General features: G+C 72.4%; 13 protein-coding genes. 6 read left to right on the top strand and 7 right to left on the bottom strand.

What is annotated here, in order from left to right:
* Positions 1 to 104: 104 nt before the first annotated feature.
* Together FHS13_RS16070 and FHS13_RS16065 are read right to left on the bottom strand one after the other, a co-directional pair.
* Positions 105 to 266 carry a hypothetical protein gene (locus tag FHS13_RS16070; RefSeq protein WP_184292728.1) on the bottom strand — a complete coding sequence of 54 codons (162 nt, stop codon included), beginning with the start codon at positions 264 to 266 and terminating at the stop codon, positions 105 to 107.
* Positions 267 to 346: 80 nt separating this feature from the next.
* A complete protein-coding gene (locus tag FHS13_RS16065; RefSeq protein WP_184292727.1) occupies positions 347 to 1,231 on the bottom strand; it encodes a sulfotransferase family protein in 885 nt (294 codons plus the stop codon).
* A gap of 280 nt (positions 1,232 to 1,511) precedes the next feature.
* On the opposite strand from FHS13_RS16065, the gene FHS13_RS16060 reads away from it, so the two are divergent.
* Positions 1,512 to 2,318 carry an SIR2 family NAD-dependent protein deacylase gene (locus FHS13_RS16060; RefSeq protein ID WP_184292726.1) on the top strand — a complete coding sequence of 269 codons (807 nt, stop codon included), beginning with the start codon at positions 1,512 to 1,514 and terminating at the stop codon, positions 2,316 to 2,318.
* 57 nt (positions 2,319 to 2,375) lie between these two features.
* On the opposite strand, the gene FHS13_RS16055 is transcribed toward FHS13_RS16060, so the two are convergent.
* From FHS13_RS16055 to yczE, 4 genes are all read right to left on the bottom strand, one after another.
* Positions 2,376 to 5,615, bottom strand: coding sequence for an NACHT domain-containing protein (locus FHS13_RS16055; protein WP_184292725.1), 3,240 nt, complete (start codon positions 5,613 to 5,615; stop codon positions 2,376 to 2,378).
* 90 nt (positions 5,616 to 5,705) lie between these two features.
* Positions 5,706 to 6,377 (bottom strand): uracil-DNA glycosylase, encoded by a 672-nt coding sequence (locus FHS13_RS16050; RefSeq protein ID WP_184292724.1) that lies wholly within the window; start codon positions 6,375 to 6,377, stop codon positions 5,706 to 5,708.
* 110 nt (positions 6,378 to 6,487) lie between these two features.
* A complete protein-coding gene (locus tag FHS13_RS16045) occupies positions 6,488 to 8,293 on the bottom strand; it encodes a glycoside hydrolase family 15 protein (protein ID WP_343065058.1) in 1,806 nt (601 codons plus the stop codon).
* Between the two features lie 469 nt (positions 8,294 to 8,762).
* The gene (gene yczE / locus FHS13_RS16040; RefSeq protein ID WP_184292723.1) at positions 8,763 to 9,443 is read right to left on the bottom strand and encodes a membrane protein YczE; all 681 of its coding nucleotides are present in this window, start codon (positions 9,441 to 9,443) and stop codon (positions 8,763 to 8,765) included.
* A gap of 177 nt (positions 9,444 to 9,620) precedes the next feature.
* Here yczE and yczR point away from each other — a divergent pair, with 177 nt between their 5' ends.
* Positions 9,621 to 11,093: a MocR-like transcription factor YczR gene (yczR, locus tag FHS13_RS16035; protein ID WP_184292722.1), complete on the top strand. Its 1,473-nt coding sequence runs from the start codon at positions 9,621 to 9,623 to the stop codon at positions 11,091 to 11,093.
* Here yczR and FHS13_RS16030 read toward each other — a convergent pair.
* Positions 11,084 to 11,917: an alpha/beta fold hydrolase gene (locus FHS13_RS16030; protein WP_184292721.1), complete on the bottom strand. Its 834-nt coding sequence runs from the start codon at positions 11,915 to 11,917 to the stop codon at positions 11,084 to 11,086. The genes yczR and FHS13_RS16030 overlap by 10 nt on opposite strands.
* A 289-nt stretch (positions 11,918 to 12,206) precedes the next feature.
* Between FHS13_RS16030 and moaA the strand changes: the two genes are divergently transcribed.
* The 4 genes from moaA to FHS13_RS16010 all read left to right on the top strand — a co-directional run bounded on the left by moaA (position 12,207) and on the right by FHS13_RS16010 (position 15,789).
* Positions 12,207 to 13,214 carry a GTP 3',8-cyclase MoaA gene (gene moaA / locus FHS13_RS16025; protein WP_343065053.1) on the top strand — a complete coding sequence of 336 codons (1,008 nt, stop codon included), beginning with the start codon at positions 12,207 to 12,209 and terminating at the stop codon, positions 13,212 to 13,214.
* A gap of 106 nt (positions 13,215 to 13,320) precedes the next feature.
* Complete coding sequence (locus tag FHS13_RS16020) at positions 13,321 to 14,508, top strand: RtcB family protein (protein ID WP_184292719.1); 1,188 nt, start codon at positions 13,321 to 13,323, stop codon at positions 14,506 to 14,508.
* Positions 14,509 to 14,525: 17 nt separating this feature from the next.
* Positions 14,526 to 15,107 (top strand): molybdenum cofactor guanylyltransferase, encoded by a 582-nt coding sequence (gene mobA, locus FHS13_RS16015; protein WP_343065052.1) that lies wholly within the window; start codon positions 14,526 to 14,528, stop codon positions 15,105 to 15,107.
* Positions 15,108 to 15,579: 472 nt separating this feature from the next.
* Positions 15,580 to 15,789 carry a dodecin gene (locus tag FHS13_RS16010; protein ID WP_184292718.1) on the top strand — a complete coding sequence of 70 codons (210 nt, stop codon included), beginning with the start codon at positions 15,580 to 15,582 and terminating at the stop codon, positions 15,787 to 15,789.
* The last annotated feature ends 30 nt before the right edge of the window (positions 15,790 to 15,819 follow it).

Raw genomic sequence — 15,819 nt, 5'->3', positions numbered from 1 at the left:
GATGCTCTCGTCGCATCGGCGGAGCCGGTCCCCGGCGGCCGTGCGGACCGAGGCGATCCGGAAGACACGGCCCGGGGCGGATGCCCGACGGACCGCCCCAGAGGTCAGTCGCGCAGCTCCCGGCGCTTGCGGGAGGCGGCCAGGACCGCCTCGGAGCCGTGGCGGCGCAGGCGCAGGACGTACACGGCGCCGCCCACGAACATGGCGACGACCAGCGTGAGCACCGCGACGAGGGCCAGCAGGGACAGCAGGGAAGAGATCGACATGGGCCCATCGTAGCGCCGGGCCCCGGCAAGGGCACTGCGGCGGCACGGTGTGTGCGGGACGGCGGCGGTCGCCCCGCCCCTCAGAGGTAGCCCAGGCGGGACAGCTCCACGCCCGCGGTCTCCAGGACGTCGCTGTGCTGGTTCCGGGCGAGGCGGTCGCGCCACGAACCCACCCGCCACGACCTGGTCGTCATCAGCTCGGACGCCGACACCCTCGCACCCGTGAACTCGCGCAGCCGCGCCGCGGTCTCCACCTCACCGCCGTAGACGTCCTCGTAGCGCAGGGTCAGCAGCTGCTCGCTGCCGATGGAGCGGCGCAGTGCCGCCGACATGCGCACCGCGCCCCGCCAGCGCATCGCGCACCGGGTCGCCTCCGAACCCTTGCGGAAGGCCTCCAGGTCGGTCTCGTCCTCCAGGCCGAAGAAGTGGTTGGGCAGCTCGCCGTCGGCCTTCACCAGGCCCGGTCTGAGCAGGGCCAGCACCCGCTCGTCCTCCAGCATCTCCGCCACGACGTCGCGCCCGTCGCGGATCACCTGGACGAACAGGGCATCGGGGAAGGCCGTGTGCAGTACGGTCGCCGAGTACAGCAGGTCCGGGCTGGCGTCGCCGTAGCGGTGCGCCTGGGCGCTGTGCTCGCACGGCTCGCCCGAGGCCCTCGCCGGCACCCGGGCCCCGGGGCCGGGGCAGCGGGGGCAGGTGAGCGGCGTGAGCTGCCAGGCCTCGGCGAAGGCGTCCCGGAGGAGGTTGGCCGTTCCGGCGGCCCTCTCCTGGGCGAGGGAAGGGCGCCTGGCCACGGCGTACACGGTGTCGAGCACACCTGAGGAACCCGCGGCCAGGTGGAAGCCGGGCGCGCGGGACAGGGCCCGGGCGATCTCGGGGACTCCTGAGTGCGGGGCGCCCAGGAGGAACACCGGGCGCCGGACCTTGGTCCCGTTGACCACGAGAATGTAGGACGGCTGCTTCATGATTGTGTCGATTTTCGCACCCTCTGACCATCTCATGTGCATCGGTCGGGCATGAGCAGCCACTCCGCGCACAGAACCCGGGCCCGGAGGGGGAGCGGAGAAGAACCTTTCGCAGGCGGCCCCACGCGTTCACGGATTCGCTGATGTGCTCGACCCTAAAGGCGGTGGCGCCGCGGAGGCATCTCCCTCGCCGGGAAGCGGGGGCGGGGCCGCCGTACGGGGACACGGCCGACGGCGGACCGGAGCACGCGCCTTCCCGGCCGCTGCAAGAATGGGGGGCATGGCCTCGACGAGCACAGAATCCGCGCCGCTCTCGGACCCGGAAGGGTTCGAACGGGCTGCCGAGCTGCTGGAATCCGCCGAACGCATCACGGTCCTCACGGGAGCGGGCGTCTCCACGGACTCGGGCATCCCCGATTTCCGCGGCCCCCAGGGGCTGTGGACCAGCGACCCCAACGCCCAGGCGCTGTCGGACATCGACACCTACATGGGCGACATCAACGTCCGCCGCGAGGTGTGGCTCCAGCGCCGTGTCCACCAGGTGTGGCGCGCCGAGCCCAACGAGGCCCACCGGGCGCTGGCCCGGCTGGAGGGGACCGGCCGCCTGCGGGCGCTCATCACCCAGAACATCGACGGCCTGCACCAGCTCGGCGGTCTGCCCGCGGACCGCGTCATCGAGGTGCACGGCACGATGCTGCGGGTGATGTGCATGGCGTGCGGACTGCGCACCCCCAGCGCGACCGTCCTGGCCCGGCTGGACGAGGAGTCCGACCCGCGCTGCGTGGAGTGCGGCGGCATCCAGAAATCGGACACCATCTCCTTCGGCCAGCGGCTCGACCCCGAGGTCGTCGAGGAGGCGTCCCGGGCGGCCAGGGAGTGCGACGTGTTCCTGGCCGTGGGGACGTCGCTCACCGTGCACCCGGTGGCCGGGTTGTGCGACGTGGCGATGATGGGCCGAGCGTCCCTGGTGATCGTCAACGCCGAACCCACCCCCTACGACGACTACGCCGGAGCGGTCGTCCACGACTCCATCGGCAGGGTCGTCCCGGCCCTCGTCGAGCGGGTGGTCCGAGCCGCCGCTCCCTGACGGCCGGCCGGGCGCGCCGGCGGACCCTTCCGGTCACCGCTCCGGTCACCGCTCCGGTCACAGGTCGAGCCGGTGGTGGGGGAAGCGGCTCCGGTCCTCCTCCCCCGTGCCGCCGCTGGTCCACTCGCCGATGTCGGGAAGGCCGTCCCAGTGCGTGCCGGCGGTGCCCGCACCGTCCGCTGCCGCCACCAGCTCCCGCACCCGCCGGAGCTCCCGGCCGTCGACGTAGGGCTCCAGCATGCGCAGCACCGGTTCGACCGCATCGGGGGAGAGCCTGGGGCCGTGGACGACCTCGCGCACGCGGGCGAGGTAGCCGTCCACGAGCTCGGCGGTGCGCACCCGCACGTCCTGACCGGTCCGGCCATCGGTGAATTCGAGGGCCGCCCGGCCGAGCGCGTACAGCTCCAGGCGCCCCAGGGCGGAGGTGCCGAGCAGCCTGCGGTAGGCGTCGAGCCTGCGCGGGCCGTCCGCGCCGATCCCGACACCCAGCAGCAGCACCTCGTGCAGCTCGGACCAGGACCCGCCCGTCTCCGGGTCGCCGTACCAGGTGCCCAGGTCGGCGGAGACGTCCCGCAGGTAGGGCAGCAGCCCCAGGCAGAAGCGCGCGGCCGTGCCGTTGACCCGCATCGCCGCCGACCTGAGCAGGCGGGAGGTGGCCAGTTCGAAGGGCACGGTGACCCCGTAGGGGTCGGTCACGTGGGGAACGGCGTCCGTGTTCGCCCGGAGCTCGAACCCCACGCACTCGCCGACGTCCACGGGCGATCCGTCCTCCAGGCCGATGACGGTGACCACCCCCGTGTCCGCCCAGCCGTCCAGGTGGCGCACCCGCAGCGCGGACAGGATGCTGAACCACTCGGGCCCGGTCAGGGTGCGCCACAGCGTGGTCGTCTTCTGGAGGGCCTGGTGGGGCTCCTCCTCGCCGGGGTAGAGCTCGCGCACGTCGATCGGCTCCCGGCGCACGAGAGCCAGCAGGAGCACCAGGTTGCTCGTGTAGTTGGCCTCCCGGTGGACCGTCCGCAGGCGCTCGGGCTCGTACTCGGAGAAGGACCGCCCCGAGGCCGGGAAGGGCGCCGCGCGGAACAGCTCCACGAGGAGCTCCGCGTACTCGTCGCGCAGCCCCGGGTCCTCGGTGCAGCGCCGCTCCAGGATCTGGCCGAGGAACTCGGGGATCTTCTGGCGCCCGGCGAGGCAGGCGAAGGAGGTCAGGGCGTACAGGTACCCGTCGTCGACGCGCCGGGCCGCGCCGCGGCCGCGGCGGGTACGGGGGGCCGCTCTGCGGGCCGCGACCTCCTCCAGCGCCGCGGCCACGGCCCTGGCCACCAGGTACTCCCCGAAGGTGGCGTGCAGGAACTCGAACACGCTGGAACTGCCGCTGCCCGTCCGCGCCCGGGACTCGTGGACGAAGAAGAACCGGCCGAGCACCTGGTGGGCCGGATCGATCCGGCCGTGCAGGTCCGCGCCGTCGGCGCGCACGGCGGCCTCCGGCATGAGAACCGCCAGGTCCTGTTCCAGTTCGGCCGCGCTCACGTGCTGCCTGCGCCGGGTGAACATGGCCAGCGCCGCCGCCTCCAGACGGCGCATCTCCTCCTCCACCGCCTCGTCGAAGTCCTCCCGGGACAGGCCGGAGCGGTGCTTGTTCACCTCCCGCTCGGCGAACATCGCCAGCAGGCGCTCGTACAGCTCCACATGGGTGAGGGACTCCCAGGCGCGGCGCAGCGCGTTGTCGGCCGCGTCGTAGATGAGGAGCATGAGCAGCAGGAGCGGCTGCTCGGCCAGGTCGGGGTAGCGCAGGAGCACGTCGACGGTCAGAGGTGCGGTTCCCGAGGCGGCGAAGGCGGCGGCGTTGGCCTTGTTCCACACCTGGAGCAGCTGCCAGACCTGCCGCTCGTCGAAGGGCTCCAACCGGACCACGGTCGTGCCCTCGGGGAACCGGGTCCGGTCGGCCACCACGGTGCGGCTGGTGACGACCACCGCCACGGGCCGTCCCATCGCCTCCTGCTGGTGCTGGAACTCCTGCACCCGCTCCAGGTAGTCGGACCGGTCCACGCCCGTGGCCTGCAGGAGCTCGTCGAAGCCGTCGAGGATGACGACCGGAAGCGCTCCGTCGGCGGAGTCGGCCAGCTCCCGCCAGGACACCCGGTCGTGCAGGACCGCGGCCAGCCCCTCCTCGATCTGCAGGTGGATGGGCGCGTTGGGGGCGGCCGCGCGCAGCTCCACCCGGATCGGCACGAAATCGGCCGGGGGCAGCTGCGCGGCGAGCATCTCGGTGAGCTTGGACTTGCCGGCCCCGGGGTGGCCGAGGATGACGGTGGGGGCCTCCGTCGTGCGGGGGTGGACCAGGTAGCCGGCGAGGAACGGCTGCAGGTCCTCGACCAGGGGCTGCCTCTCCCACCACTGCTCCACCGAGGGGGCGTCGCCGGAGTGCTCGACGACCGCCACACGTCCGCGCGGAGGGATGTAGGCGTCGGCCAGGGACGGCAGGGACAGCCTGGGCGGGACGTCGGCCGAGCGCAGCACGGGCTGGCGCAGGACCGCCTGGTAGGCGGCGGCGAGCTCCTGGCGGCGCCGTTCCACGGTCCGCCCGGACCCGATCTCCTCCAGGCGGCGGTACAGGCCCGACAGCCCGGTGCCGACGGCCTCGCGCGTGCCCCGGTGCTCCTCGAGGTGCGCCCACATCCCGAACTCGGGCACCTCGGCGGCGAGCCTGAGGTAGTTCTCCTCGTAGCGCCGCCGGGAGAGCGACGGGAACGGGCCCTGGTCCAGCCGCCTGAGGAAGGGGTGGCCCGGATCGGTGATGCCGTGGGCCTCGGCCGCCGCGAGGCCGGGCACCAGGCGGCAGAAGGCCTGGAGCATGCGGAGGAGATCCGCGTCGGGTGCGGACCCGGGGGAGGCGGGCCCGGACGCGGGCGGTACCCCGCGGGATCCGCTGTCCAGCACCCGGCCGAACACGGAGAGCTGCTCCTCGGAGGTGATCTCCAGGTCCTTCAGGGGGAAGGGCGCCCCCGCCTCCTCCCAGCACTCCTCCAGCGCCTCGAAGAAGGAGACCACCACCAGGATCTTGTGCGCCGCCTCGATGCGCTCGGTCCGGGACAGGCGGCTGTGCCCCTTGAGCTTGTCCCGCACCCCCTCGATGGCCTCACGGCCCTTGCTCACCAGCAACCCCCGCAGCCCGAACAGGTCCGGTACCCCCAGGAGGTCCAGGCTGCCCTCCGTCAACCGCTCGGCCAGATTCGCCGACTCGGGGTCGCTGCCGCCGAGGAGCTTCAGGGCGTCCGCGTAGGAGAGCTGCCGTGCCATGGGGGCCTTCCTGGTGGGAGAGTGGGGGGGAGCCCGGACGGACCCGGAGCCGGCAGGCGGCCGGGCCCGCAGGTCAGGGGACGGGGGAGATCAGGGCAGCTGCCAGTTCACCGGATCGGCGCCCTGCTCCTCCAGCAGGGCGTTGGTGCGGCTGAACGGCCTGGACCCGAAGAAGCCGTTGCGCGCCGACAGCGGGCTCGGGTGGGCCGACTCCACGCACGGAACACCCGGCATCATCGGGCGCAGGTTGCGCGCGTCGCGGCCCCACAGGATCGCCACCAGCGGCTTGCCGCGGCCGGCCAGGGCCCGGATGGCCTGCTCGGTGACGGCCTCCCAGCCCTTGCCCCGGTGGGACCCGGCCTTGCCGGGGTGCACCGTCAGCACCCTGTTGAGGAGCAGGACGCCCTGCTCGGTCCACGGGGTCAGGTCGCCGTTGGAGGGCATCGGCGTGCCGATGTCGTCCTGCATCTCCTTGAAGATGTTGCGCAGGCTTCCCGGCAGCCGCATGTCCGGGGCGACGGAGAAGCTCAGGCCCACCGCGTTTCCGGGGGTGGGGTAGGGGTCCTGGCCGACGACGAGCACGCGCACGTCCTCGAACGGCTGCTTGAACGCGCGCAGGACGTTCTCCCCGGCGGGCAGGTAGGGGCGTCCCTCGGCGACCTCCTTGCGGAGGAAGTCGCCCATCGCGGCGATCTGCGGAGCGACGGGTTCCAGGGCCTTGGCCCAGCCGCTCTCCATGATCTCGTTGAGGTCCTTGGTCATGGCCAGAACCCTAGCGTCCGGCAACGACATCCACGTCCTGTTCGGGCTTTCCGCCGTGTTTGCTCCCGGCGGCCCCCGACCCTTTCCGCCTGAGTGCGGACGGGCGTCCGTTACTCGGCGCGCCAGGCGCCCTGGCGCGTGGCGAGGTTGAGGGCGGTGGTCACCAGCGGCACGTGGCTGAAGGCCTGCGGGAAGTTGCCCACCTGCCGCCCCGCCCCGGGGTCCCACTCCTCGGCGAGCAGTCCCAGGTCGTTGCGCAGGGACAGCAGCCGCTCGAACAGCTCGCGCGCCTCCTCCTGGCGGCCGATGGACAGCAGGGCGTTGGCCATCCAGAAGCTGCACGCCAGGAAGGCGCCCTCGTCCCCCGGCAGCTTGTCGGCCGAGCTCTCCATGTCGGTGCGGTAGCGCAGTACGAACCCGTCCACCATCAGGTCCTCGCGCACCGCCTCGATGGTGCCGATGACGCGGGGGTCGTCGTAGGGCAGGAAGCCGACCTCGGGGATGAGCAGCAGGGCCGCGTCCAGTTCCTTGCTGCCGTAGTACTGGGTGAAGGTGTTGCGCTGGGGGTCGTAGCCGTACTCGCACACCTCGGCGTGGATGGTGTCGCGCAGGGCCCGCCAGCGCTCCACGGGACCTTCCTTGCCGAACTCCTCGATGCTGCGCACCGCGCGGTCGGCGGCCACCCACGCCATCACCTTGGAGTGCACGAAGTGCTGCCGCGGGCCGCGCACCTCCCACAGACCCTCGTCCGGCTCGTCCCAGCACCATTCGAGGTAGTTGACCAGGGAGCGCTGCAACCCCCACAGGTGCTCGCCGCCCCGGATGCCCTGTCGGCGGGCCAGGTGCAGCACGTCCATGACCTCGCCGTACACGTCCAGCTGGTACTGGCCCACGGCGGCGTTGCCGATGCGCACCGGCCGCGAGTACTCGTACCCGGGCAGCCAGTCGGCCTCCCACTCGGTCAGCCTCCGCTCCCCGCGGATGCCGTACATGATCTGCATCAGCTGCGGCTCGCCCGCGACCGCGCGCGCCAGCCATTCGCGCCAGGCGAGGGCCTCGTCGGTGTAGCCCGAGCGGATCAGCGCCTCCAGGGTGATCGTGGCGTCGCGCAGCCAGCAGTAGCGGTAGTCCCAGTTGCGGACCCCGCCGATCTCCTCGGGCAGGGACGTGGTGGGCGCGGCGACGATTCCGCCGGTGGGGCGGTAGGTGAGAGCCTTCAGCACGATGAGGGAGCGTACGACGGCCTCCCGGTAGGGGCCCTCGTAGGTGCACCGGCCGGCCCATTCCTCCCAGAAGCGCTCGGTGCGCGAGAGCGCTTTCTCGGCGTCCAGGTGGTCGGACTCCTCCACCTGGGACGGGTGCCAGGTCATCACGAACGGCACCCGCTGGCCGGCCGTGACGGTGAAGTCGGCGTCGTGGGCGAAGTTGTGCCCCCGGAGGTGGATGGGCGTGCTGAGCCAGACCGCGTCGGGTCCGGCGATGCCGACCAGTTCGGCCCCCGTGCGGTGCATCCAGGGGACCACGTGGCCGTAGTCGAAGCGGATGCGCAGGGTGGTGGTCATCCGGACGGTGCCGGTGACCCCCTCGACGATGCGGACGATGTGGGGGGCGCCGCTGCGCGGGGGCATGAAGTCGATGAGGCGGACGGTCCCGGTGGGGGTGTCCCACTCCGACTCCAGGACCAGGGTGTGGCCCCGGTAGCGGCGCCGTGTGGCCCGGTGCTCGCCCTCCGCGGGCCGCAGGCTCCACTGGCCGTTCTGCTCGTCGCCGAGCAGCGCCGCGAAGCAGGCGGAGGAGTCGAAGTCGGGCAGGCAGGCCCAGTCGATGGAACCGTCGCGTCCGACCAGCACGGCGGTCTGCATGTCGCCGATCAACGCGTAGTCTTCAATCCTGCCGGGCACGCGGCTCACCCCGATCTCGTCGCATGAGTTCTTGCGGTCGGTGACTTCTGGATCGTCCGCCGCCTGCCTCCTACCCCCTGTACCTGCTCTACCCGCTAATGTGCCCAAGCGGCGGCAGGCCAAAAGGCGGGTGCGCGGAAGCCCTCCCGGACCGGTCCTCGCCCATACTCCCCTCTCCGGAGAGGGCGTGCCACCCGTATCTGCACGTGCATCGGTAGGTGCATGGGGATATATGCGCAATTGGGGGCCTTTGCCGGGTAGAAGTTGTGGCGCAGTGGCCGAACCCGGACAGCGCCGCTTCCAGGGCCTGTTCTTTGGATGCTCTCGCCGTATCGGCGGAGCCGATTCCTCGGCGAACGGTCGGCCAGGTGTTCCCTTGCGAGGCGGGGAGCGCGGCTCAGTCTGGCGGGCTTTGCAAGCTCTCCGGCGCTGCAAGGGGACGCCTGGCGGCCGTGCAGCCCGAGATGATCCAAAAGAACAGGGCCTAGCCCTCCGGCAGGGCAGAGGTCTCCGGAGTCTGCTCGGGCATCCGCAGCAGGGGGAGGAAGACCTGCGTGAGGGGGCCGATGGAGAGGGCGAACACCAGCGTCCCCACGCCCACGGTGCCGCCCAGGAGGAACCCCGTGGCCACGACCGCCGCCTCCAGGGAGGTCCGCGCCAGGCGCACCGACATGCCCCGGGCGGCCAGGCCGGTCATCAGACCGTCCCGCGGTCCCGGGCCCAGGCCGGCGCCGATGTAGCAGCCGGTGGCCACGGCGCACACCACGGTGCCCAGCACCAGCTGGAGCACCCGCACCGCCAAGGAGTCGCTCCCGGGCAGCAGCCACAGGAACAGGTCCACCGTGGTCCCCACGACCACCACGTTGCTCAGGGTGCCCAGGCCGGGTTTCTGCCGCAGCGGGATCCACAGCAGCATCAGCGCGGCGCCCACGAGAATGCTCCAGGTGCCGATGCTCAGACCGACCCGCAGCGACAGCCCCTGGTGGAGGACGTCCCAGGGCATCGTGCCGAGGTCGGAGTCGACCAGCAGCGCGCCGCTGAGGCCGTACAGGACCAGGCCCGTGTACAGCTGCACGAGCCTGCGCGGCCGGGGCGAAGGCAGGACAGGGGTGATCACCACCCTGCCCACGGCGGAGGAGAGGCGTTGGCCGAGACTGGCGGACACGGAGGCAGTCGCCCTTTCTGACGGTGACGGGAGGGGCCCGGTTGCGGCGGGGGGCTGTCCGCGCGAGGTGCCACCTCGTTATCGTGGACGATGCGGCACTTTCGGTGAAGTGCCAATTCTGGCAAGTGGCCCGGTTCGGTGGCCGGTTCTCCGGGCGCCCGCACGAGAGGGAGCGGTATGGCGGTGAGACGGGGCGGGAACCGGCGGACGGGGGAGAGGCCCGCCGGCGGGGCCCGGCGCATCAACGGGCGCCTCCTGGCCAGACTCATCGGCGAGGCCCCCGTCGAACGCCCCTACTACCTGGCCATCGCCCGGGCCGTCGGCGACCTGGTCCTGGACGGGCGGGTCCCCAGCAACACCCGCCTGCCCGCCGAACGCGACCTCGCCGCCGCCCTGGGGGTCAGCCGCAACACCGTCACCGCCGCCTACGCCTGGCTGCGGGACAACCGCCTCCTCGACAGCCGGCAGGGGGCCGGCAGCTGGACCGTTCTGCCCGACAGGGCCACCAGCGAGCCCTCCCCCTTCGCCCCGGGCGCCGAACGCATCGACCTCGGGGTCGCCGCGCCCCCCGCGGTGGAGGGGCTGCGCGAAGCCGCCCTGCGCGCCGCCGAGCAGCTCTCCGCGCACGTGGGAGGCCTCGGCTACCACCCCTACGGGCTGCCCGAGCTGCGCCACGCCATCGCCCGCCGCTACGTCGAGCGGGGCCTGCCCACCACCCCCGAGCAGATCTTCGTCACCAACGGCGCCCAGCAGGGCGTGTCCCTGGCCCTGGACCTGCTCGTCCAGCCCGGCGACGAGGTGCTGGTGGAGTCGCCCACCTACCCGCACGCCCTGGACGCCGCCCGCCGGACCGGGGCGCGCGTGCGCACCGTCGGAGTGACACCGCAGGGCTGGGACATGGAGTACCTCACCGACGCGTTCCGCCAGTGGAAGCCCGGCCTGGCCTATGTCGTCCCCGACTTCCACAACCCCACCGGCGCCCTCATGGACGACGACGAGCGCCGCGTGCTGGTGCGCGAGGCCCGGAGGGCGGGGACCTACCTGATCGTGGACGAGACGGCCGCCGAGCTGGCCATCGACTCCGGCGACCTGCCCGCCCCGGTGGCCGCCCACGACACCGACGGGCGGGTGCTGACCGTCGGCTCGGTGGCCAAGCTGCTCTGGGGCGGCCTGCGGGTGGGGTGGGTGCGCGCCACCCCGCCGATGGTCGCGCGGCTGATGGCCGTCCGCCAGCGCTTCGACCTGGCCGGGTCGGTGCTGGACCAGCTCACCACCACCCACCTGCTCGCCGACGTGATGCGCATCCGCGCCGAGCGCAGCCGCCAGCTGCGCCGCAACCGCGACGCCCTCCTGGCGGCCCTGCGCGAACGGCTGCCCGACTGGCGGCCCAGCGTTCCCGGCGGAGGCCTGGTCCTGTGGGCCGCCCTGCCGCATCCGGTGGCGAGCGCCCTGTCGGCCGCGGCGGTCCGCCACGGGGTGCACCCGGCCGCCGGGCCGGTCTTCGGCGTAGACGGGACCCTGGAACGCCATCTGCGGCTGGCCTACACCCGGCCGCCCGACGTGCTGGCCGACGCCGTCGACCGGCTCGCCGCCGCCTATGCCGAGACCACGGCCCATCCCGCGCCCCAGCGCGGACAGCTCTACGTCTGATCCCGGCCCGGGACGAAGCGCCGGGCGAAGCGGACCACCTCGGCGAGCACCTCGTCGCGGTCGGTCTCGTTGAAGACCTCGTGGCGGGCGCCGGGGAAGATCCGGGCGGTGAAGTCCTCGCCCTTGAGCGAGGCGATGCCCGTCCAGGTGTCCTCGACCGGCACGAGCCGGTCGTCGGAGCCGTGCACCCACAGCAGCGGGATCGCCCCCAGGCCGCCCGCCGCCAGGCCCCGTTCCATCTCGGTGAGCAGGGCCTCCACGGTGGGGCGCTTGAAGGGTCCGTGCCAGACCAGTTCGTCGGCGGTGTAGGCCTCGCCCACGGCCGGGTCGCGCGAGAGCGTGGACGGGTCGATGGGCTCCTCGGGGATCTCCTCGGCCTGCGCGATCCGCTCCAGCGCCCTCCAGCGGCCCAGGACCGGCCCCGAGAGCACCAGCGCCCGCACCTGCTCGGGGTGGGTCTGGGCGTAGCGGGCGGCGATCAGCCCGCCCATGGAGTGGCCCACGAGCACGAGCGGCAGCGTGCGGTAGGCCGTCCGCGCCTGGGTGACGAGCCGGTGCACGTCCTCCACCACGCCCGCGTAGTCGTCGACGAGCACCCGCTCGCCCGAGGAGCGGCCGTGCCCGCGGTGGTCGGCACCGTAGACCACCGCTCCCGCCGCGACCAGGTCCCGGGCCACCTGTTCGTAGCGGCCGAGGTGCTCGCCGTAGCCGTGGACCAGCACCGCCATCCACTCCGGCTCGCCTCTCTCGGGCGCCCACGCCCGTGCCGCGAGCCGCTCCGACCCGAGGGGGCCGCCCGCCAGGGACCATTCGCGTGCGATCACCGTTCGCCTCCTGTCGACGTCCTCGTCTGCGACGATTCCCGTGAGGCACCCTACGGCTTCGGGAAGCCATGTGTATACGGCGCTGCACGGGGCATCGGGGGCGTAGGGATCAGTGTGTACTGAACCACCCCATAGGGCGACAACGTTTGGTGCTGTGTAAGCAAACACAATTTCCGCCGCGATGTACGTACTTGATGCAAAAGGTGATCTTCTACGCTTAGCTACTGAAATTCCCTGAACGGGGACGTGTCGTGCCCGTTCAGGGACACGGACTGAGAGGGTGGCGCCCGTGCTGGCCGACTCCTATGGGCGAGTGGCAACCGATCTGCGTGTGTCGCTCACCGACCGCTGTAACCTCCGGTGCACCTACTGCATGCCACCCGAGGGGTTGGAGTGGTTGCCCAAGCCGGAACTGCTCACCGACGACGAACTCCTCCGACTGATCCGCATCGGAGTGACCCGCCTCGGCATCACCGAGGTCCGCTTCACCGGCGGCGAGCCCCTGCTCCGCCGCGGCCTGGTCGACATCGTCTCCCGGACCACCGCCCTGTCCCCGCGTCCGCACACCGCCCTCACCACCAACGCCATCGGGCTGGCGCGCACGGCCTCCGCGCTGGCCGAGGCCGGACTGGACCGCGTCAACGTCTCCCTGGACACCCTGCGCCCCGACGTCTTCGAGACCCTGGCCCGGCGCCGCCGCCTGGACGACGTCCTCGCCGGCCTGGCCGCCGCCGCCGACGCCGGACTCACCCCCGTCAAGGTCAACGCCGTGCTCATGCGCGGCGTCAACGACCGCGAGGCACCCGAGCTCCTGCGCCACTGCATCGCCCACGGCTACGAACTGCGCTTCATCGAACAGATGCCGCTGGACGCCCAGCACGGCTGGCGGCGCGACACCATGATCACCGCGGACGAGATCCTCCGGCTGCTGGAGGGCGAGTTCGAGCTGGTCCCCGCCGACGCCGACACGCGCGGCAGCGCACCCGCCGAACTGTTCCACGTGAGGGGGGAGGCCTTCCCCGACGGGAGCCCGGCCACGGTCGGGGTCATCGGCTCGGTCACCCGCCCCTTCTGCGGCGCCTGCGACCGGGTCAGACTCACCGCCGACGGACAGGTGCGCAACTGCCTGTTCGCCCGGGAGGAGTCGGACCTGCGCTCCCTGCTGCGGGGCGGCGCCACCGACGAGGAGATCGCCGCCGGCTGGCGGGCCGCGGTCGCCGGCAAGCGGCCCGGACACGGGATCGACGACCCCAGCTTCCTCCAGCCCGCCCGGCCCATGTCCGCCATCGGAGGCTGACCCGGGAAAAGCGTTTGACCTTCCCCCGCACGTCTGACTGGATGTCCGGGGCGCCCGCGGGCGCCCCGGACGACACAGGCCTTTTCAGAAGGGGAGGTGGCCTGCCATGCCCTACACCGAGGTTCCGGGGGATCGCGTACCCATCCGCATGTGGGCCGACCCGGACGAGGTCGAGAGCGCGGCCATGAAGCAGCTGCGCAACGTCACCCGCATGCCGTGGGTGCACGGACTCGCGGTTATGCCCGACGTCCACTACGGGAAGGGTGCCACCGTGGGCTCGGTCATCGCCATGCGCGACGCCGTGAGCCCCGCCGCCGTCGGCGTGGACATCGGCTGCGGCATGACCGCGGTGCGCACCGGGCTGACCGCCGAGCGGCTGCCCGACGACCTGGGGCGCCTGCGCTCGGCCCTGGAGGCCGCGGTCCCCGTCGGCTTCCACGCCCACGACGAGCCCGTCGACCCCGCCTCCGTCCCCGGTCTGCGCAGCACCGGCTGGGAAGGCTTCTGGGACGGCTTCGCCGACCTGGCCCCGGCCGTGCACTTCCGCCTGGAGCGGGCGCTGCGGCAGATGGGCACCCTCGGCGGCGGCAACCACTTCCTGGAGGTGTGCCTGGACGACGAGGCCGCCGTGTGGCTGGTGCTCCACTCGGGCTCGCGCAACATCGGCAAGGAGCTCGCCGACCACCACATCGAACGGGCCCGGGGGCTGGCGCACAACCAGGACCTGCCCGACCGCGACCTGGCGGTGTTCCTCGCGGGGACCCCGGAGATGGACGCCTACCGGCGCGACCTGTTCTGGGCCCAGGACTACGCCCGGCGCAACCGCGACGTCATGATGGGCCTGGCCTGCCGGGTCCTGGCCGAGCAGGTGCCCGGGACCACCTTCGAGCAGTGGATCTCCTGCCACCACAACTACGTGGCGGAGGAGACCCACGACGGGGTGGACGTGCTCGTCACCCGCAAGGGCGCCATCCGCGCGGGAAAGGGGGACTACGGCATCATCCCCGGCTCGATGGCGACCGGCACCTACATCGTGCGCGGACTGGGCAGCCCGGCCTCGTTCCACTCCGCCTCGCACGGGGCGGGGCGCCGCATGAGCCGCAGCAAGGCGCGCAAGACCTTCACCGCGGCGGACCTGGCCGAGCAGACGCGCGGCGTGGAGTGCCGCAAGGACCTCGGCGTGGTCGACGAGATCCCCGCCGCCTACAAGGACCTGGAATCGGTGATCAGCGCCCAGACCGACCTGGTCGAGGTGGTCGCGCACCTGCGCCAGGTGGTCTGCGTCAAGGGATAGTGGTCCATGCTGGGGGTGTGAGCACTCCACAGACACTGGACGCGGTGGTCCTCGCCGGAGGCGCGGCCCGCCGGATGGGCGGGGCCGACAAGCCGGGGATGGCCGTGGCGGGACGCACCATGCTGGAGAGGGTCGTCGGCGCGGTGCGCGACCACAACGGCGCCGGAAGCGAGGCCCGCGTGGTCGTGGTGGGGCCGCCCCGGCCGAGCCCCGCCGCCCTCTACGTGCGCGAGGACCCGCCGGGTTCGGGCCCGGTCCCCGCCCTGCGCGCCGGCCTGGCGCACGTGGCGGGGCCGCTCTTCGCACTGCTGGCCGCCGACATGCCCCATCTGGCCGCACGCCACCTGGAACTCCTGGCCGGAGCGGTCGGCGGGGACGCGGCCGGGGCGGTGTTCACCGACGCCTCGGGCCGGGAGCAGTGGCTGGCGGGGGTGTGGCGCACCGAAGCGGTCCGGGACGCCCTGGCCCGCTACACGGGCCGGTCCCTGTACGGGCTGCTGGGACCGCTGGGACCGCGCACCGTCGCCGCGGGCGAACGCGCCGTCGAGGACTGCGACACCCCGGGGGACCTGGAGCGGGCCCGCCGCCTGCTGGAGTGAGGTCCTGGAGACACGAAGACGGCGCCGGGTGGTTACGGGGGCAAACCACCCGGCGCCGCATGTGATGTTTCGACGGGGGCCCGAAACATCACCCGCGCCTCGACGGGGGACCGAAGCGCCTAGACCCAATGTACACCGCTGCCCCCTGGGGTACGTCAAGAGTCAATTACGACGTTGTCTCGGGACAGTCCCGTCGGGCAAAGAACCTCTGTCCCAGGTCGGAGGGGTGCGGAGGCGCCGTGAGCAGGGCGGGGAGCGGCTTCCGGGCGCCTGGGCCCGCGCCGGCCGCACCAAAAGAAGGTCAAGCGGGACCAAAGACTTTCTCTGCACAGGGCAAAGGGCGGAACTTTTTCGGCTGGTCACCGAACGGAGTTTCTTCATTTCCCTGTGTGATGCAGGGGGATTCGGGGGAGGCAGGGAACGGGGGTCGCGCCCGGCGCGACAGTGCAACCGACAACGCAGGGGGTCCCACATGTCCCACCACACCTATCGGGTCACGGAGATCGTCGGCACCTCGCCGCAGGGGATCGACCACGCCATCCGCAACGGCATCGACCGGGCCTCGGCCACGCTGCGCCAGCTGGACTGGTTCGAGGTCACGGAGATCCGCGGACACATCGAGGAGGGGGAGGTCGCGCACTTCCAGGTGGGTCTCAAACTCGGTTTCCGCCTGGACAACTGAGCGCGCGGGGCCCGGGCTCGCGCCCGGACC

Source organism: Nocardiopsis algeriensis, assembly GCF_014203695.1.
Lineage (GTDB): Bacteria > Actinomycetota > Actinomycetes > Streptosporangiales > Streptosporangiaceae > Nocardiopsis > Nocardiopsis algeriensis.
The sequence above is the reverse complement of the archived record's forward strand: the minus strand, read 5'-3'. Positions and strand labels throughout refer to the sequence as shown.